At 67.2% G+C, this 13,032-nt stretch carries 11 protein-coding genes and 1 pseudogene; 5 read left to right on the forward strand and 7 right to left on the reverse strand.

The features are described from left to right. Positions 1–57 precede the first annotated feature (57 nt). A complete protein-coding gene (locus AC5Y2S_RS18715) occupies positions 58–468 on the forward strand; it encodes a cupin domain-containing protein (RefSeq protein ID WP_499957537.1) in 411 nt (136 codons plus the stop codon). Between the two features lie 26 nt (positions 469–494). On the opposite strand, the gene AC5Y2S_RS18720 is transcribed toward AC5Y2S_RS18715, so the two are convergent. From AC5Y2S_RS18720 to AC5Y2S_RS18745, 6 genes and pseudogenes are all read right to left on the reverse strand, one after another. Further along, positions 495–1,052 (reverse strand): M15 family metallopeptidase, encoded by a 558-nt coding sequence (locus AC5Y2S_RS18720; RefSeq protein WP_499957538.1) that lies wholly within the window; start codon positions 1,050–1,052, stop codon positions 495–497. Positions 1,053–1,112: 60 nt separating this feature from the next. Beyond that, positions 1,113–1,982 (reverse strand): cutinase family protein, encoded by an 870-nt coding sequence (locus tag AC5Y2S_RS18725; protein WP_499957539.1) that lies wholly within the window; start codon positions 1,980–1,982, stop codon positions 1,113–1,115. A 125-nt stretch (positions 1,983–2,107) separates the two neighbouring features. Next, positions 2,108–3,673 (reverse strand): alkaline phosphatase family protein, encoded by a 1,566-nt coding sequence (locus AC5Y2S_RS18730; protein WP_499957976.1) that lies wholly within the window; start codon positions 3,671–3,673, stop codon positions 2,108–2,110. 36 nt (positions 3,674–3,709) lie between these two features. Further along, positions 3,710–6,241, reverse strand: a pseudogene (locus AC5Y2S_RS18735) (PE family protein); the annotation flags it as partial. A gap of 96 nt (positions 6,242–6,337) precedes the next feature. Beyond that, positions 6,338–7,204, reverse strand: coding sequence for a cyclopropane mycolic acid synthase family methyltransferase (locus AC5Y2S_RS18740; RefSeq protein ID WP_499957540.1), 867 nt, complete (start codon positions 7,202–7,204; stop codon positions 6,338–6,340). A 110-nt stretch (positions 7,205–7,314) separates the two neighbouring features. After that, on the reverse strand, positions 7,315–8,295 hold the full coding sequence (locus AC5Y2S_RS18745) for a glycoside hydrolase family 6 protein (protein ID WP_499957541.1): 981 nt from the start codon (positions 8,293–8,295) through the stop codon (positions 7,315–7,317). Between the two features lie 393 nt (positions 8,296–8,688). Between AC5Y2S_RS18745 and AC5Y2S_RS18750 the strand changes: the two genes are divergently transcribed. Continuing rightward, positions 8,689–9,468 carry a hypothetical protein gene (locus AC5Y2S_RS18750; RefSeq protein WP_499957542.1) on the forward strand — a complete coding sequence of 260 codons (780 nt, stop codon included), beginning with the start codon at positions 8,689–8,691 and terminating at the stop codon, positions 9,466–9,468. A gap of 124 nt (positions 9,469–9,592) precedes the next feature. Here AC5Y2S_RS18750 and AC5Y2S_RS18755 read toward each other — a convergent pair whose 3' ends face one another. Further along, on the reverse strand, positions 9,593–10,264 hold the full coding sequence (locus tag AC5Y2S_RS18755) for a TetR/AcrR family transcriptional regulator (protein ID WP_499957544.1): 672 nt from the start codon (positions 10,262–10,264) through the stop codon (positions 9,593–9,595). 125 nt (positions 10,265–10,389) lie between these two features. On the opposite strand from AC5Y2S_RS18755, the gene AC5Y2S_RS18760 reads away from it, so the two are divergent. The 3 genes from AC5Y2S_RS18760 (at position 10,390) to AC5Y2S_RS18770 (ending at position 13,000) form a co-directional block, all read left to right on the forward strand. Beyond that, a complete protein-coding gene (locus AC5Y2S_RS18760; protein ID WP_499957546.1) occupies positions 10,390–11,457 on the forward strand; it encodes a spirocyclase AveC family protein in 1,068 nt (355 codons plus the stop codon). Between the two features lie 47 nt (positions 11,458–11,504). Further along, entirely contained in the window at positions 11,505–12,272 is a 768-nt protein-coding gene (locus AC5Y2S_RS18765) for a hypothetical protein (RefSeq protein ID WP_499957547.1), read from the forward strand. A 98-nt stretch (positions 12,273–12,370) separates the two neighbouring features. Next, entirely contained in the window at positions 12,371–13,000 is a 630-nt protein-coding gene (locus AC5Y2S_RS18770) for a TetR/AcrR family transcriptional regulator (protein ID WP_499957977.1), read from the forward strand. Positions 13,001–13,032 lie beyond the last annotated feature (32 nt).

Raw genomic sequence — 13,032 nt, forward strand, 5'->3', positions numbered from 1 at the left:
CAACCTTGACGGGGCTCCGGCCGTGCGTCCGTAGGGTGACCATATGAGGGATAACGAATGTTGCACGATACGACTGACTCCGATTCGAAATCAACAATGAAGGTAGTGCAGGAAGTACGGTCACCATCGATTCCTGGCGATGCCCACGTGATGACCGTTCTCATCAAACATCCACCCGGTGCCCCTGGTTACCCGCCACACCGCCTCCCTGGCGGTCCAGGATTCGGTTACATGATCGACGGTGAAATGTTGTTCGAGATCGAGGGTGAAGCGCCACGCGTCCTACGCGCCGGAGACGCGTTCTGGGGACCAGGCGGCGACGTGATCCACTATCAGGACGCCAACAACCGTACCGACATTCCTTGTAGCTTCGTCCTTACACTGTTCGGCGTGCCCGGGCGACCGATGCTCGAACGGGTTACCGAAGTGGAGCTTGAGACGCGAAAGGGACTGCGTGTCACCAGTTGACTGGCCGGGGCACTCGCCCGCGCCGGTCACCCCGCCGCGTTGGGAAGGAGCGCCGGGCAGTTTCCCGTCGCGTCCGTCGCCAGTTCGAAGTGCCATAGCTCGTTCGCGTAAATCCGGCACAGCCCGAAGCGCGACCCGTTGGAGATGAGCCATTCGTCGGCGCCGGCGCCCCCGACGTCCACCGCCTCGCCCGTGACGTGCTTGGACATCGCCGGGGTCTGCACGTATTGCCGCGCCGCGGCGAGGCTGCCATAGGTCTGCACGGCGTTGTCCAATAGCCGCCGCTGAAACTCCGGCGACCGCCAACCCGAGGTGATGGTCATGGTTAAACCGTCCGCAGCAGCCGCGGTGGCGGCGGCCTGAATCGCTTTCAACAACGCCGGGTCGAGGCGCGCGATCGCCGAGTATTGCACGTCGAACGGCGTCAGCTGACCCCCATTTGGCAGGGAACCGTCGCCGGGGTCGGCCGGAGGGGCCAACGGGACGGAGTGGTCGGCAAGCCTGACGGGACTCCCCGGCGGATCAGACGGCGCGAGGAAACCCAACGCCACGGCACAGGCCGCGGCCAACGCAACTGATCGCATGCTCCATCTCCCGGCTGTTTTCTGACACTCTACCGATGGGGCATCCGGGGGAGCGCCTCGTCAAACCTGGCTGGTGGAAAACGTTTGCGTCTCTTGGCCCGCCAACGCGATGAAGTTATAGATCGGCGTCGTGTCGTAGGTGTAGTGAGATGCGTTGGGGCCGGCGGCCAGGAACATCCCGCCGTTGTAGATCGCCTCGGTGATCGAGATGATTTCTTCAACCGAGGTGGCCGGGTTCACCAGCTTTAACGCGTCGCGCAGAATCGCGAAAATGTTTGGACTATTGGCGTTTTGGACGATGTTGTAGATTTGCGTCTCGATGACCCCCGGGCCTGCCTCGGCCGTCCACGGGTCGGGACCGACCGGGGCATCCGTGTAGATATCGTTACCGACACCGATGGTGTTGACGAAATCGCCCCAGAAATGCCTGACGGGCGTGAGTAGGTGTGGTGCGACATCCTCCGGCCTCATGCACGCCGGACCCGATACGCCGCCGGTGACGACGCCGTCTACATTGGCGGGCATCGGCCATCCGGCGAACTGGTTGCCCGAAGCGAACCCCGGCAGCCTGAGGGGGTTTCCCCAAACGCCCACCGCGACAATGCGGTTCGCGATCCGCGGATTCAGCCACGCTATCGTGTGCAGGAATTGGCACACGACGATAGCGCCCTGCGAATACCCAAGCAAGATAATGGAATTCTCCGGATAAGACGGCGCGCCATCGGGCGGATTGATCTGTGTGCAAAGCCTGTTCAGCTCGGCGACGCCGGCGTCCACGCTTGGGCCCATCGGGAACACGCTGGCGGGATAGTTGCCGACGGGCTGCCAGTAGAACAGGTCGGGAGACGCGGCCGCCAGTGCGGCAGCGACGCCGGCGGGTTGCGGTGGCGCGGTGTTCCACATGTCGACACCGGTTCCCGATACGGTCATCACTATGTGCGGCATCATGCACCTTTCAGCTGAAATGTGAACCAGCGCTCAAAGGTGGAGTGCCCCATCCTGGGCAAACCGACACACAGAAGTTCCGCGTCCAGCGCGCCCGCGAGAGTCGGCCGTTACTTCCAGAATTCGTTCATGGGTTGGGCGTACATGTCGTTGACGGTCAGCGGTCCCAGCGCTCCCGGCGACGGACTCAGCGCGTCTTCGATGGTGGCCATCAGGCTGTACTGGTCGTAGTGGCTGGTGGCGACGAAGTGGCCGGACTGCATCGCCCCGGTCGCGGCGTTCACGGCACCCGCGTTCGGGATGACGATCATCGGGACGTTGTTGCCCTGGTTACCGATGCCCAGCGACAGGTTGTTGTAGTCCTCGTCGAACGTGATGATGATCGCGTCGTGCTGCGTCGGGTCGGTCCACGTGTTCGAGCCCATAATGGTGGACACCTGTTGCTGGACGAACTGGTCGCCCGCAGCGATGTTGTACTGGTGCGTCGTGAGCTGGCTGCCGAGGAAGCTCAGCGCGCCGGTCGGAGTGCTGACGGGGCCTTCCATATTGTTCGACTCGTTGGCGGCTATCCACGTGAATTTCGGTGCGGTACTTGGGTTTTGCAGATCGTGGTTCAAATTCCCCAGCGGGAGCAGGTGGGTCGTCAGGTAGTTCGGGTTGGGGTTGGCATAGACGTAGTTGAACATCGCAAACGGCAATTCGTCGACGGCGTAGTCACCCGAGTCGACGATGGTGCCGGGGGCGGGCATGCTCTGTGCGTAACCGGCCCAGCTGACGCCCGAAGCATCCATCTTCGCCATGAGGTTGTTGTTTCCGAAGATGACGTTTGGCGGCGGGTTGACGTCGATGCCGTAGTCCGTTCCGCCCAGGACCCGGAAGTAGTTGGGGTCGCTGGGGTGGCCGAGCGCGTAGTAGTTGTTCGCGTATCCGTAGCTGCCGATCAGGCTGTTGATGTACGGCGCGTTGGGGCTGCCGAGGATGTCGCCGACGCCGTGGTTCTCCATGTAGATGAGGAACACGTGATCCAGGTGGCCGACGTTGGACGTCGGGGTGGTGAGCGTCGGCGCGGTGAGGTTCGGATCGCCGACGGTGAACGACAGGTTGTCGCCGAAGGCGTTGTTGTAGTTGCCGAGGACCGGGTTGTGGTCTGCGAAGGTCGCGGTCACCACGGCCTTGGTGGTGCCCACCGGAATCGTCCCGGAGACGTCCCGTCCCTGGAATCCGGTGATGCCCAAGCGATCCAGCGACGTGACCGACGTGGTCGTGCCGGTGCCCAGAACGGCGCCGCTGTTGTTGAGGAAGGTGACCTTCAGTGACGCCGAGGACGGGTCCCCCAGGTAGCCGCCGAGCGTTCCGCTCAGCGTGTACGGCGTTGTGCCGGTGTTGATCTTGCCGGCCGCAGCACTCAGGTCGACGATTTGGCTGATGGTCGAGGTGGCCACGGGCCCGCCGCCGGCGAAGTTGCTGCCGCCGCCCGGGGGCGCGCTGCCGGGGAAGCCCAGGAAGCCCGGCAGGTCCGGGATGGAGAAGGGTCCCGGGTAGCCGCGCGGGGTGCCGTAGGCGATGATCGTCGGGGTGCCGCTCACCGTCCAGCCCGGGATGGTCACGCCGCTGTAGCCGGACCCGGACGGGTCGGCCGTTTCGAAGCCGGGGTTGACCAACAGGTTTGGGCTCATCGGTAATCCCGGGATCCCGTTCCGGCCGAGCAGCAGTCCACCGGCCCCCACGGTGCCGGGGCCGCCCAACAGCCCGGCGCCGGCGTGGCCGCCGTTGCCGCCGTTGCCGCCGACGCCGACCAGGATGGAGCTGCCCCCACTGCCGCCCTGGCCACCGCTGAAGGTCGAGGCCAGGGAGACGTCGGCGCCGGCCGCGCCGGGACCGCCGTTGCCCACCAGCGACCCGCCGTTGCCGCCGTGGCCGCCGTTCCCGCCGGGGCCGGCCGTGGCGAATCCGCCGGGACCGCCGGCCCCGCCGGAGCCCACGAAGCCGGAGCTGCCACCGGGCCCGCCCTGGCCGCCGGCGAATGGGCCGACGGTTGCGCCCGACGTGCCGCCTGCGCCGCCGGCCCCGCCGGAGCCCACCCAGCCCGCGGTGGCGCCGATTCCGCCGGGCCCACCGGCGCCGTTGGTGCTGGATCCGCCGGTCCCGCCGCCCCCGCCGGTGCCCGACAGCGGGCCGCCCGCCCCGCCGGTCCCGCCGGCCCCGCCGGCGCCCTGACTGCTGGATCCGCCGTCGCCGCCGCCCCCGCCGGGACCGAACAGCGAGCCGCCGCTGCCGCCGGGTCCGCCGGCCCCGCCGTCGGATTGGATGGACGCTCCGCCGACCCCGCCGTTTCCGCCGCCGGCGCCGAACAGCCCACCGAGCGGCCCGCCGGTCCCGCCGGCCCCGCCCGCGCCGGGTCGCAAACCACTGGTCAGCTGACCGGTTAACCCGCCGGTGCCGCCGACCCCACCGGAGCCCAACAACCCGCCGGCGCCGCCGGACCCGCCGCTGCCGCCGTTCCCGTCGGCTCCCACGGCGGCGCCAACGCCGCCGGCCCCGCCGGGACCGCCGTCACCGAACAGCCAACCGCCGTGGCCACCCATGCCGCCGGCCCGGCCGGGGCCCGACGCCCCGAACCCGCCTGCCCCGCCGACCCCGCCGCTGCCCAACAGCCCGGCAGCGCCGCCGGCCCCGCCCGGCAGGCCGTTTGCGCCGGAACCGCCGGCCCCGCCAGAACCGAGCAACCATCCGCCCGGCGCACCGGGGGCCCCGCTGCCCGCGGCGCCGGCGGCGCCGTTGCCGATCAGCGCCCGCCCGGTCAGCGCGACGCTGGGCGCGTTGATGACGTTGAGCGCCGCCGCCGGCAACAACACCCCGTTGGCGCCGGTGGCGCCGTTGCCGCCGGCCGGCGCACCGAGCCCGCCGGTCCCGCCGGACCCGCCAATCCCGAGCAGCACCGCCCGGCCCCCGGCCCCGCCGATCCCGCCGGCAAAACCGGCGGCCTGTGCGCCGGCCCCGCCAGCCCCGCCGTCGCCGGCCAACAGGCCGCCGGCGCCGCCGGTCCCACCAGCCCCACCGCCCCCGACCGACGCGAACCCGCCGGCCCCGCCGGTCCCGCCGAAACCGATCACGCCGGCGTCGCCGCCGGCCCCACCGTGGCCGCCGGTGCCGCTGCCGAAGTTGTTGCCGCCGGCGCCGCCCGAGCCGGCCGAGCCGACCAGCCAGCCGGAGTGGCCGCCGGTACCGCCGGCCCCGCCGTCGCCGCCGAAGCCGGTGCCGCCGACACCGCCGGGACCGCCGTTGCCCACCAGCAGGGCTCCGGCGCCGCCGGGCCCACCGGCCCCGCCGGCCCCGGTCGCGCCCAACCCGCCGGTGCCGCCGGCGCCACCGGCACCGACCAGCATGCCGCCGGCTCCGCCGGCACCGCCCGCCCCGCCGGTGTCCCCGGCTCCACCGACCCCGCCGGCGCCGCCGCCGGCGCCGAGCAGCCCGCCGAGCGGCCCACCGGCCCCGCCGGTCCCACCGACGCCGCCGGTGCCGGTCGACGAGAACCCGCCGACCCCGCCGGGCCCGCCGGCGCCGAACAATCCGCCGGCCCCGCCGGTGCCACCCGTCCCGCCGGGCCCGGCCGTCGCGAAGCCGCCTGTCCCGCCTGTCCCGCCGGTGCCCAATAGCCAGCCGCCTTGCCCGCCCGGTCCGCCGGCCGCACCGCTGCCGCCCGCCCCGCCGGCCCCACCCGTGCCGATCAGGCCCGCGGGGCCGCCGGCCCCGCCGGGGTTACCCGCCGCGCCGGACCCGCCGGCCCCGCCCGAGCCGAGCAACCACCCGCCGGCCCCTCCCGGGGCCCCGGTCCCGGGGGTCCCGGGAGCGCCGTTGCCGATCAGCGGTCGGCCGGTAAACGTCAGGCTGTACGCATTGAAGGTGTCCAGCAGGTTGCGCTCCACGGACTGCAGCCCGGGGAGCTGCAGAAACGCCGCACTGGTGGCCTCGGCGGCCGTGTATGAGCCCGCGCCGCCGCTCAACGCCTGCATGAACTGCTGCTGAAACGCGGCCGCCTGCGCGCCCAGCGTCTGATACGCCTCCGCATAGTTGCCGAACAACCGCGCGATCGCGGCCGACACCTCGTCGGCGGCCGCCGGCGCGATCCCAGTGGTCGGCGGCGCCCACGACGCCGTCGCCTCTTTGATCGCCTCCCCGATTCCGCTCAAATCCGCCGAGGCCGCGGTCAAGGCCTCTGGTGCTGCGATCAGGAAAGTCGACATTTTCGACTCCCATCAAGTTCAACGGGGAGACTCGGACCGCTAACTCTATTTAATGAAACCCGGGAATGTGAAGCCCTTCTGGGCGCGACACGACGACTATTTCCGCAGGGTGAATTGGTTGAGGTCGGTGTAGCCCTTGCGGAAGAGGTTCGCGCAGCCGGTCAGGTACTTCATGTACATGTCGTAGACCTCTTCGGACTGGATCTCGATGGCCTCGGCTTTGTGTGCCTCGAGGCCCTGCGCCCAGACATCCAGAGTCTTGGCGTAATGCCGCTGCAGCGATTGGCGGCGCTTCAGCTTGAAGCCGGCCTTCGCCGAGAACTGCTGCACCATGTCGATGGTCGGCAAAAAGCCGCCCGGGAAGATTTCGGTTTTCATGAAGTCGCTGAATTCGACGATCGCCGGAGTGAGCGGCAAGCCGGACTCGATGATCTCCTTTTCCGAAAGCACGGTGATGGTGTGCAGCAGCATCGTGCCGCCCCTCGGCAACAGCTCGTAGGTTCTTTCGAAGAAGGCGTCGTAGCGGTCGTAGCCGACGTGTTCGAACGGGCCGATCGCCAGGATCCGGTCCACCGGCTCGTGAAACCGCTCCCAGCCCTCGAGTAACACCTTCTTCGAACGCGGGCTGTCCGATGCGGCGAACAGCTGCTCGACGTGGGCGACCTGGTTCTTGGACAGCGTGATGCCGATGACGTTGACGTCGTATTTCTCGATGGCTCGCATCATGGCCGCGCCCCAGCCGCAGCCGAGGTCGAGCATCGTCATGCCGGGCTGCAGGCCCAGCTTGCTCAGCGAGAGGTCGATTTTGGCGACCTGCGCCTGTTCCAAAGTCATGTCGTCGCCGCCCAGCCAGTAGGCGCACGTGTACATCTGGGTGCGGTCGAGGAACAGGCGGAAGAAGTCGTCGGAGAGGTCGTAGTGCGATTGCACGTCCTCGAAATGCGGCGTCAGCTCCTCAGCCATCGTTATGTAGCCTCCAATCCCTCTGCGGCTAGGGGTTTGTGGATCGATCCACCCGGGGTGACCGTGGCTTGAGGTTACGACGACGCCCGTCATCCTTGCCAGAGATGCGTCTAGCCCCCTGCGTGGGCGAGATCGATGGCGTACTGATTCACGAAGGTGCCCGCCGGCGGATCACCCTTGTCGCACGTTCCGTCGGATTCCCCGGGACGCTTGATCCACAGGTAGGCGTCGGCGTGCGCGCCCCCGGTGGCGGTGGTCGGAGGAGTGCCTAGCCCGCGGCCGCTGGGGTTGCACCAGTTCAGCCCTGAGTCGGGCGCCGGGCCGGCGCCGTTGCGCGACGTGTCGATCACGTAGTGCGAGCCGTTCGTCAGACCCGAAATCGCCTCGCCGTAACCGATTTCGTCCCCCGTTGTGTAGAAGTTGGCGGTGTTGAGGCTGAAACCGCGCGCCCGGGCGACATCGACCTTGTTGAGTCGGGCTGCCATGTCCTCGGCGCTGTGCCAGCGCAGGTGGCCGCCGTCGACGTAGACGGCCGTGCCCGGGTTGCGCGTCAGCGTGTCGACGGCGTAGCGAATCAGGTCGTAGCGTTCCTGGCGCTGGTCGGCCGACAGGCAGTCGGCCATCGCGAGGGCGTCGGGTTCGAGGATGATCGCCGTCCGGGTACCGCCCACCTGGGATGCGATCCCGTCGATCCACCCGCGATAGTCGTCGGCCGTCGCCATGCCGCCCGCAGCGAAGCTGCCGCAGTCGCGGTGCGGAATCCCGTAAATCGCCAGAACCGGGATGGCGCCGGCGGCCGCCGCGTCGCCGGTGTACTTCCCGACCGTCGATGCGGAGGAGCCCGGGACGATCCAGTAGGCCTGCGGAGTGTTGGCGATGGCGGTCAACTCGGGACTCGGCGGATCGGCGTGCTGCGCGGCGCGCATCGCGGCGGAGTTGGGGTTGACGTAGAAGGGCATGCCGGCCAACGGATTGGCGTCGTCCGCCAACCGCACCGCCGGGTCGACGAGTTGGCTCGACCCGACAACGGCCGCAACGGTGAGGAGGGGGGCGATCCAGCGCGCGACTGCGCCGGCAGCTGAGAACGTCACCCCAGGAAAATTAGTGCATTGGCCACCCGTCGCCGACGGCAGGTGACGGCGCGGTCGGCTCCGCCGGCGGCGGACCAAATTACCGTTATGCGCGCCCAACCGCCGTCCAAACTCGCCGACTTATCGCCGACGGCTTGTCTCGTGCCGTTACGGCGGGTGCCGCATGGCCGAGCAACGGCGGGGCGCTTCGTCGAAACGTCCATTCGCTCTCCCGCTCGCGTCTATGGGTAATTCAGCAGCGTGTGATGAGGTTTAGCGCCTAGAAACCCGACATAGCCCTTTCGATTTCTGCGAACGATCGTTATGGTATGTGAAGCACGGCACATCGCGTCTTGCTCGTGATGCGCCGCGCCACGGATGATCGATCGATCGCATCGTTTGGGAGGGCAACTGATGACTTCGTCTACGACATCGCAGCCGCACAGCAGTGTCGATAACCGCGGCCACTTCTCCCTGGCGAGCCAGCGCGCGATCCTGTGGTGGGGTGTTGTTCTGGCCATCGTCTACGGGCTCGCCTTCGTATTCCTATTGCAGCAGTGCCCGTTGAAGAGCCCGCAGTGGTCGCCCGAGCAGGTGGCGCAGTGGTACGTGGACAACGCGACCAAGGTCAAGTGGGGCGCGGTCATCTGCAGCTGGACCGGCTGCTTCATGATGCCGATCTGGGGCGTGTTCGCCGCACAGATGGCCCGCGTGGAACCGGGGCGGTGGAAAGTGTGGAGCGCCCTCACCCTGGCCAGCGGCACCCTGATGTCGATCTACCTGGCGCTTCCGCCGATGATGTGGGGGGTGGCGGCCTACACCGCGCCGCGGAAGAACTCCGAGGTGACGACCCTCATGCACGAGCTGGCGTCCCTGACGATGACGACGACCGACCAGGCGTACATCTTCGCCTGGATCGCGGTCACGGTGATCGCCCTGCGGCCGGCCACCCAGCGGATCAGGAACAACCCCTTCCCGCGCTGGTGGGCCTACGGCTCGCTCTGGATCACGTTCATGTTCGAGGCCGGCGCGTTCGCCTTCCTGCCCCGCACCGGCCCGTTCGCGTGGAACGGGCTCCTGGTGTTCTGGTCGCCGTTCGTGCTGTTCACAATCTGGATCATCATCCAGAGCAACCTTTGCTTCCGGGCCATCCGAGCCCAGCGCGAAGACCCCGACGAGAATTACTTCGCGTAGGCCTTTCAGCCCCGCGACCGTGCGTGTATGTGCGGCGCCACGCCGTAAACCCCGTACATCTGTGCACGCCCGCGCCAAACGGTTACGGAGCACGCCTTAGCGGAGGACAGCCGCCGACGCCGGATCATGCTGGGCGGCCGGTGATGCCGTGAGTGACCATCATGGTCATCTCGTGGATCATCCGCTCTTGACTGGGCCGCCGGACGCCGGCTGGCACCACCCAGTCCTCGAGCAGCACCGCGCCCATGACCATGGCCGCCACCGAGGCGATCGTCGCCGGCGGGTCCAGCCGTGTCAGGTCGCGTTCTTCGGCAATCTCGAGGCCGACCTCCTGCACGGCCCGGATGCCCTCGCGGATGCGGGTGCTGATGGCGACGGCCGATTCGTGCAAATCGTTTTTGGGGTCCGCCCGAGCTTCCATGAGTTCCTGAAACAGTCTGCGGTCCTGGCGCACCAGGGTGAACAGCCCGCGGACGAGGCTTTCGGCGAGGTCCTGGACGGAGGACTCGGCGGAAAACTCGCGCCATGACGTGATCCAGCCGTCAATGAACTCGGTGAACGGTTCCAGCACGGTCATCTCGAACAGGCGTGCCTTGGAACCGAATTGGCGGAAAAGGGTCGGCTCGGCGATTCCGGCCATGAGGCAGATCTGCTTGGTCGTCGTCGCTCGATAGCCGTTTTCGGCGAAGAGCTGGTGCGCGGCAGCGAGCGTCCGGGCCCGCGCACGATCGCGGATGCCCGGCTTTTTTGGTGAATCTGGCTGCATAGCGGGACATTCTAGGTGACCGGCGATCAATCTCGCGGGCGCAACTGGCAGTCGTATGTAAGCGGCACTTGCAAATTTGAGTCGGTCAGGCTCATAATGCAAGTGCCACTTTCATACGTTAGGAGGTCGCGGTGCCGGTGACTAAGGAACGAGGCGTGGCGACGGCCCCCTTTGAGGAGCTTTCTTCCGGAGCGCCGACTCCAGAGCCGCATGCTCATCGGCCGCGTCCGGTTCTGTGGTGGTCGAGCGCGGGAGTTGCGCTTCTTGGCTTTCAGGCCTTCGTCCTAGCCAGGTGGATGCTGGGGCCGAGCTTCAGGTCCACCGACCCCGGGCCGGACGCGCTGCCGGCGTGGCAGTCGGTTGCGTTCACCGTCCTGCAGATCGCCGTCCCGGCTGCGGCCGTGGTACTGCTATACCTCTGGGTGATCCGGCCATGGCGGCGTCATCGATTCCTGACCACCGACGCGATGATCGCGCTGGCGGCATCGACGGTGTTCTTCTGGGACATGGTCATGAACTACACGTCGGTCACCCTGTTCTATAACTCGCACCTCATCAACCGGGGCGCTTGGGCAAACGGTGCGTGGCCCACTTGGACCAGCCCGCGTGCCAACAGGTTGCCCGAACCGCTGCTGATAGTTCCACCGGCCTATACCGCCCTGGTTTTCTCGCAAGTGATCGTGATTCTTTGGCTGGTGCGCAAAGTCAAGGCGCGCTGGCCGCGCGTCGGCGTTGTGGGCATCGTGCTGACCATCGTTGTCGGCTTGACGCTCACCGACACCTTCGTCGAGGGGGCCGTGTTGCGCACGGGGGTGTATGCCTACCCGGGCGGCATCCGCGCGATCACGCTGTTCACGGGTCAGACGTATCAGATTCCGCTGTCGGAAACCGTTCTCTTCGGCGGCTTCTCACTCGGGGCCATCGCATGCCTGAGCTATTTCCGCGACGACCGTGGTCAGACCGTCGTCGAGCGCGGCATCACCACGCTCAAGGTGGGTTTCAAGGGCAAGCAGGTGGTCAAGTTCTTCGCAATTTATGGAGCCGTCCACCTGGGTTTCGTTGTGCTCTACATGATTCCGCAGCAGTGGTTCGCCACCCATTCGGACCCGTTCCCGGCTGGATACCCGTCCTACATGGTCAACGAGATGTGTGCTTCCGGCGCCGACGGTCACACCTGCCCCGGGCCGGGCGTCCCGATGCCGAGGCCCCCGAGCCATCCGTGACCTGCCATCCGTCCGTTGACTCCCGCCCACCCACGATTGGAGATGCCATGCGCGCCGACGGCTTTAACCCGCGGATCCTGAAGATCTGCGCCTACACCGGGATCGCTTTCGCGTTCTTCTGGCCGTTCGCGGCCAACGTGGTGGCTCATGGCCAGTACATCCTGCCGCCGTCGGCGGCCGACCCCGCCACCAAGGTGGTATCGGAATACCTGGCGCACACGACGGGTATCCGGATCGCGACCGTCATCTTCATTTTCTCGAGCATCCTCTACACGACGTGGAGCGCGAGCATCATTCAGATGGTACGACTGCGGGAGCGGCAGTGGCCGATTCTGTTCAACATCATGCTGATCTCGGTGGCCTGCGAGGTCGTGGTGGTGATGTTCATCGGATTCTTCTTCGGCGCGGCCTCCTGGCGGCCGGGGGAGACCAGCCCCGAAGTGACACAGGCGCTGAACGACCTGGGCTGGCTGGGCGTGTTGTTCACCGGCGCCCCCTTCGCGCTCTTCCAAATTATGCTTGCGGTGAGCATCTTGATGGATCACAGTGCGCGCCCGGCTTTTCCGCGGTGGTCGGCGTACTTCAACCTGTTCTCCAGCTTCTTCATGTGCGAGGCCAGCCTTCTACTGTTCTTCAAGACCGGACCGTTCTCCCAGAACGGAGTCCTGGTCTTCTATGTTCCGATGATCGTGTTCTTCACCTGGATCGTGGTGTTCACCGTGCTGACGGTGCGTGCCATCAACGCCGAGGCCGCCGCGCGAGAGCCGGCCACAGATACGCCCGAGCAGCTGAGAGACGCCGTCGCCGCCTGTTGATCGGTCCCACAAAAGAAGGCGACGTTCGGACCTCAGAAGGCGGCGGTCGATGCCAAAATGAGGGGGTGTCGAGTAAGCCAAAGGTCGACGGTCAGCCGGTGGCACGTGGCGAGGGGAGGCGTTTACTCCTGGAATCGGCCCGCGCCCTGTTTGCGGAGCGTGGCTACGCAGGCACGAGCACACGGGAGATCGCGCGAGCGGCGTCCGTGACGGAGCCAATGATCTTCCGGCATTTCGGATCCAAGGCGAAACTGTTCGAGGAAGCCGTGCTGGCCCCATTCAGCACCTTCGTGTCCGAATACATCGCCGACTGGGCCGCGCGCCCACGCGGCGTGAAAAGCCCGTATATGGAAGCGCGCGACTTCTATCGCGGGGTGTACGACGTGCTGACGGAGAATCGGCGACTGATTCGAGAGATGATCGGTGGCCATGCAACGGATTCACTGGCGGCCGACACCATGGCGACGCCCCAGCTGGGCGTGCTCCTCGAACGCTTCGAGGAATTCATCGAGCGCGAGCGCGACGCCGGCGGGTTCCGTGACTTCGATCCCGCGGTCATGACCCGGCTGATGTTCGGGCTTGTGTTTTCCGTTGCGATATACGGAGACTGGATGTTTGAGGGCGCAACCCGCCCGCGCCCAAGCGTCGAGGCTTTCATCGACGAAATGGCACGTCTGACCATCTATGGCGCCTATCCGGAGGGCGTCGGGCCACCTGCGGCACCGTGAGCGACGCTTAGCGGCATCCGCTCGTTAACCGC

This window comes from Mycobacterium sp. NGS69, from assembly GCF_059812165.1.

Bases quoted from the DNA above. Each gene is read 5' to 3' on its own strand.
- AC5Y2S_RS18715 (WP_499957537.1), top strand. From the start codon at position 58: ATGTTGCACGATACGACTGACTCCGATTCGAAATCAACAATGAAGGTA.
- AC5Y2S_RS18720 (WP_499957538.1), bottom strand. From the start codon at position 1,052: ATGCGATCAGTTGCGTTGGCCGCGGCCTGTGCCGTGGCGTTGGGTTTC.
- AC5Y2S_RS18725 (WP_499957539.1), bottom strand. From the start codon at position 1,982: ATGACCGTATCGGGAACCGGTGTCGACATGTGGAACACCGCGCCACCG.
- AC5Y2S_RS18730 (WP_499957976.1), bottom strand. From the start codon at position 3,673: ATGAGCCCAAACCTGTTGGTCAACCCCGGCTTCGAAACGGCCGACCCG.
- AC5Y2S_RS18740 (WP_499957540.1), bottom strand. From the start codon at position 7,204: ATGGCTGAGGAGCTGACGCCGCATTTCGAGGACGTGCAATCGCACTAC.
- AC5Y2S_RS18750 (WP_499957542.1), top strand. From the start codon at position 8,689: ATGACTTCGTCTACGACATCGCAGCCGCACAGCAGTGTCGATAACCGC.
- AC5Y2S_RS18765 (WP_499957547.1), top strand. From the start codon at position 11,505: ATGCGCGCCGACGGCTTTAACCCGCGGATCCTGAAGATCTGCGCCTAC.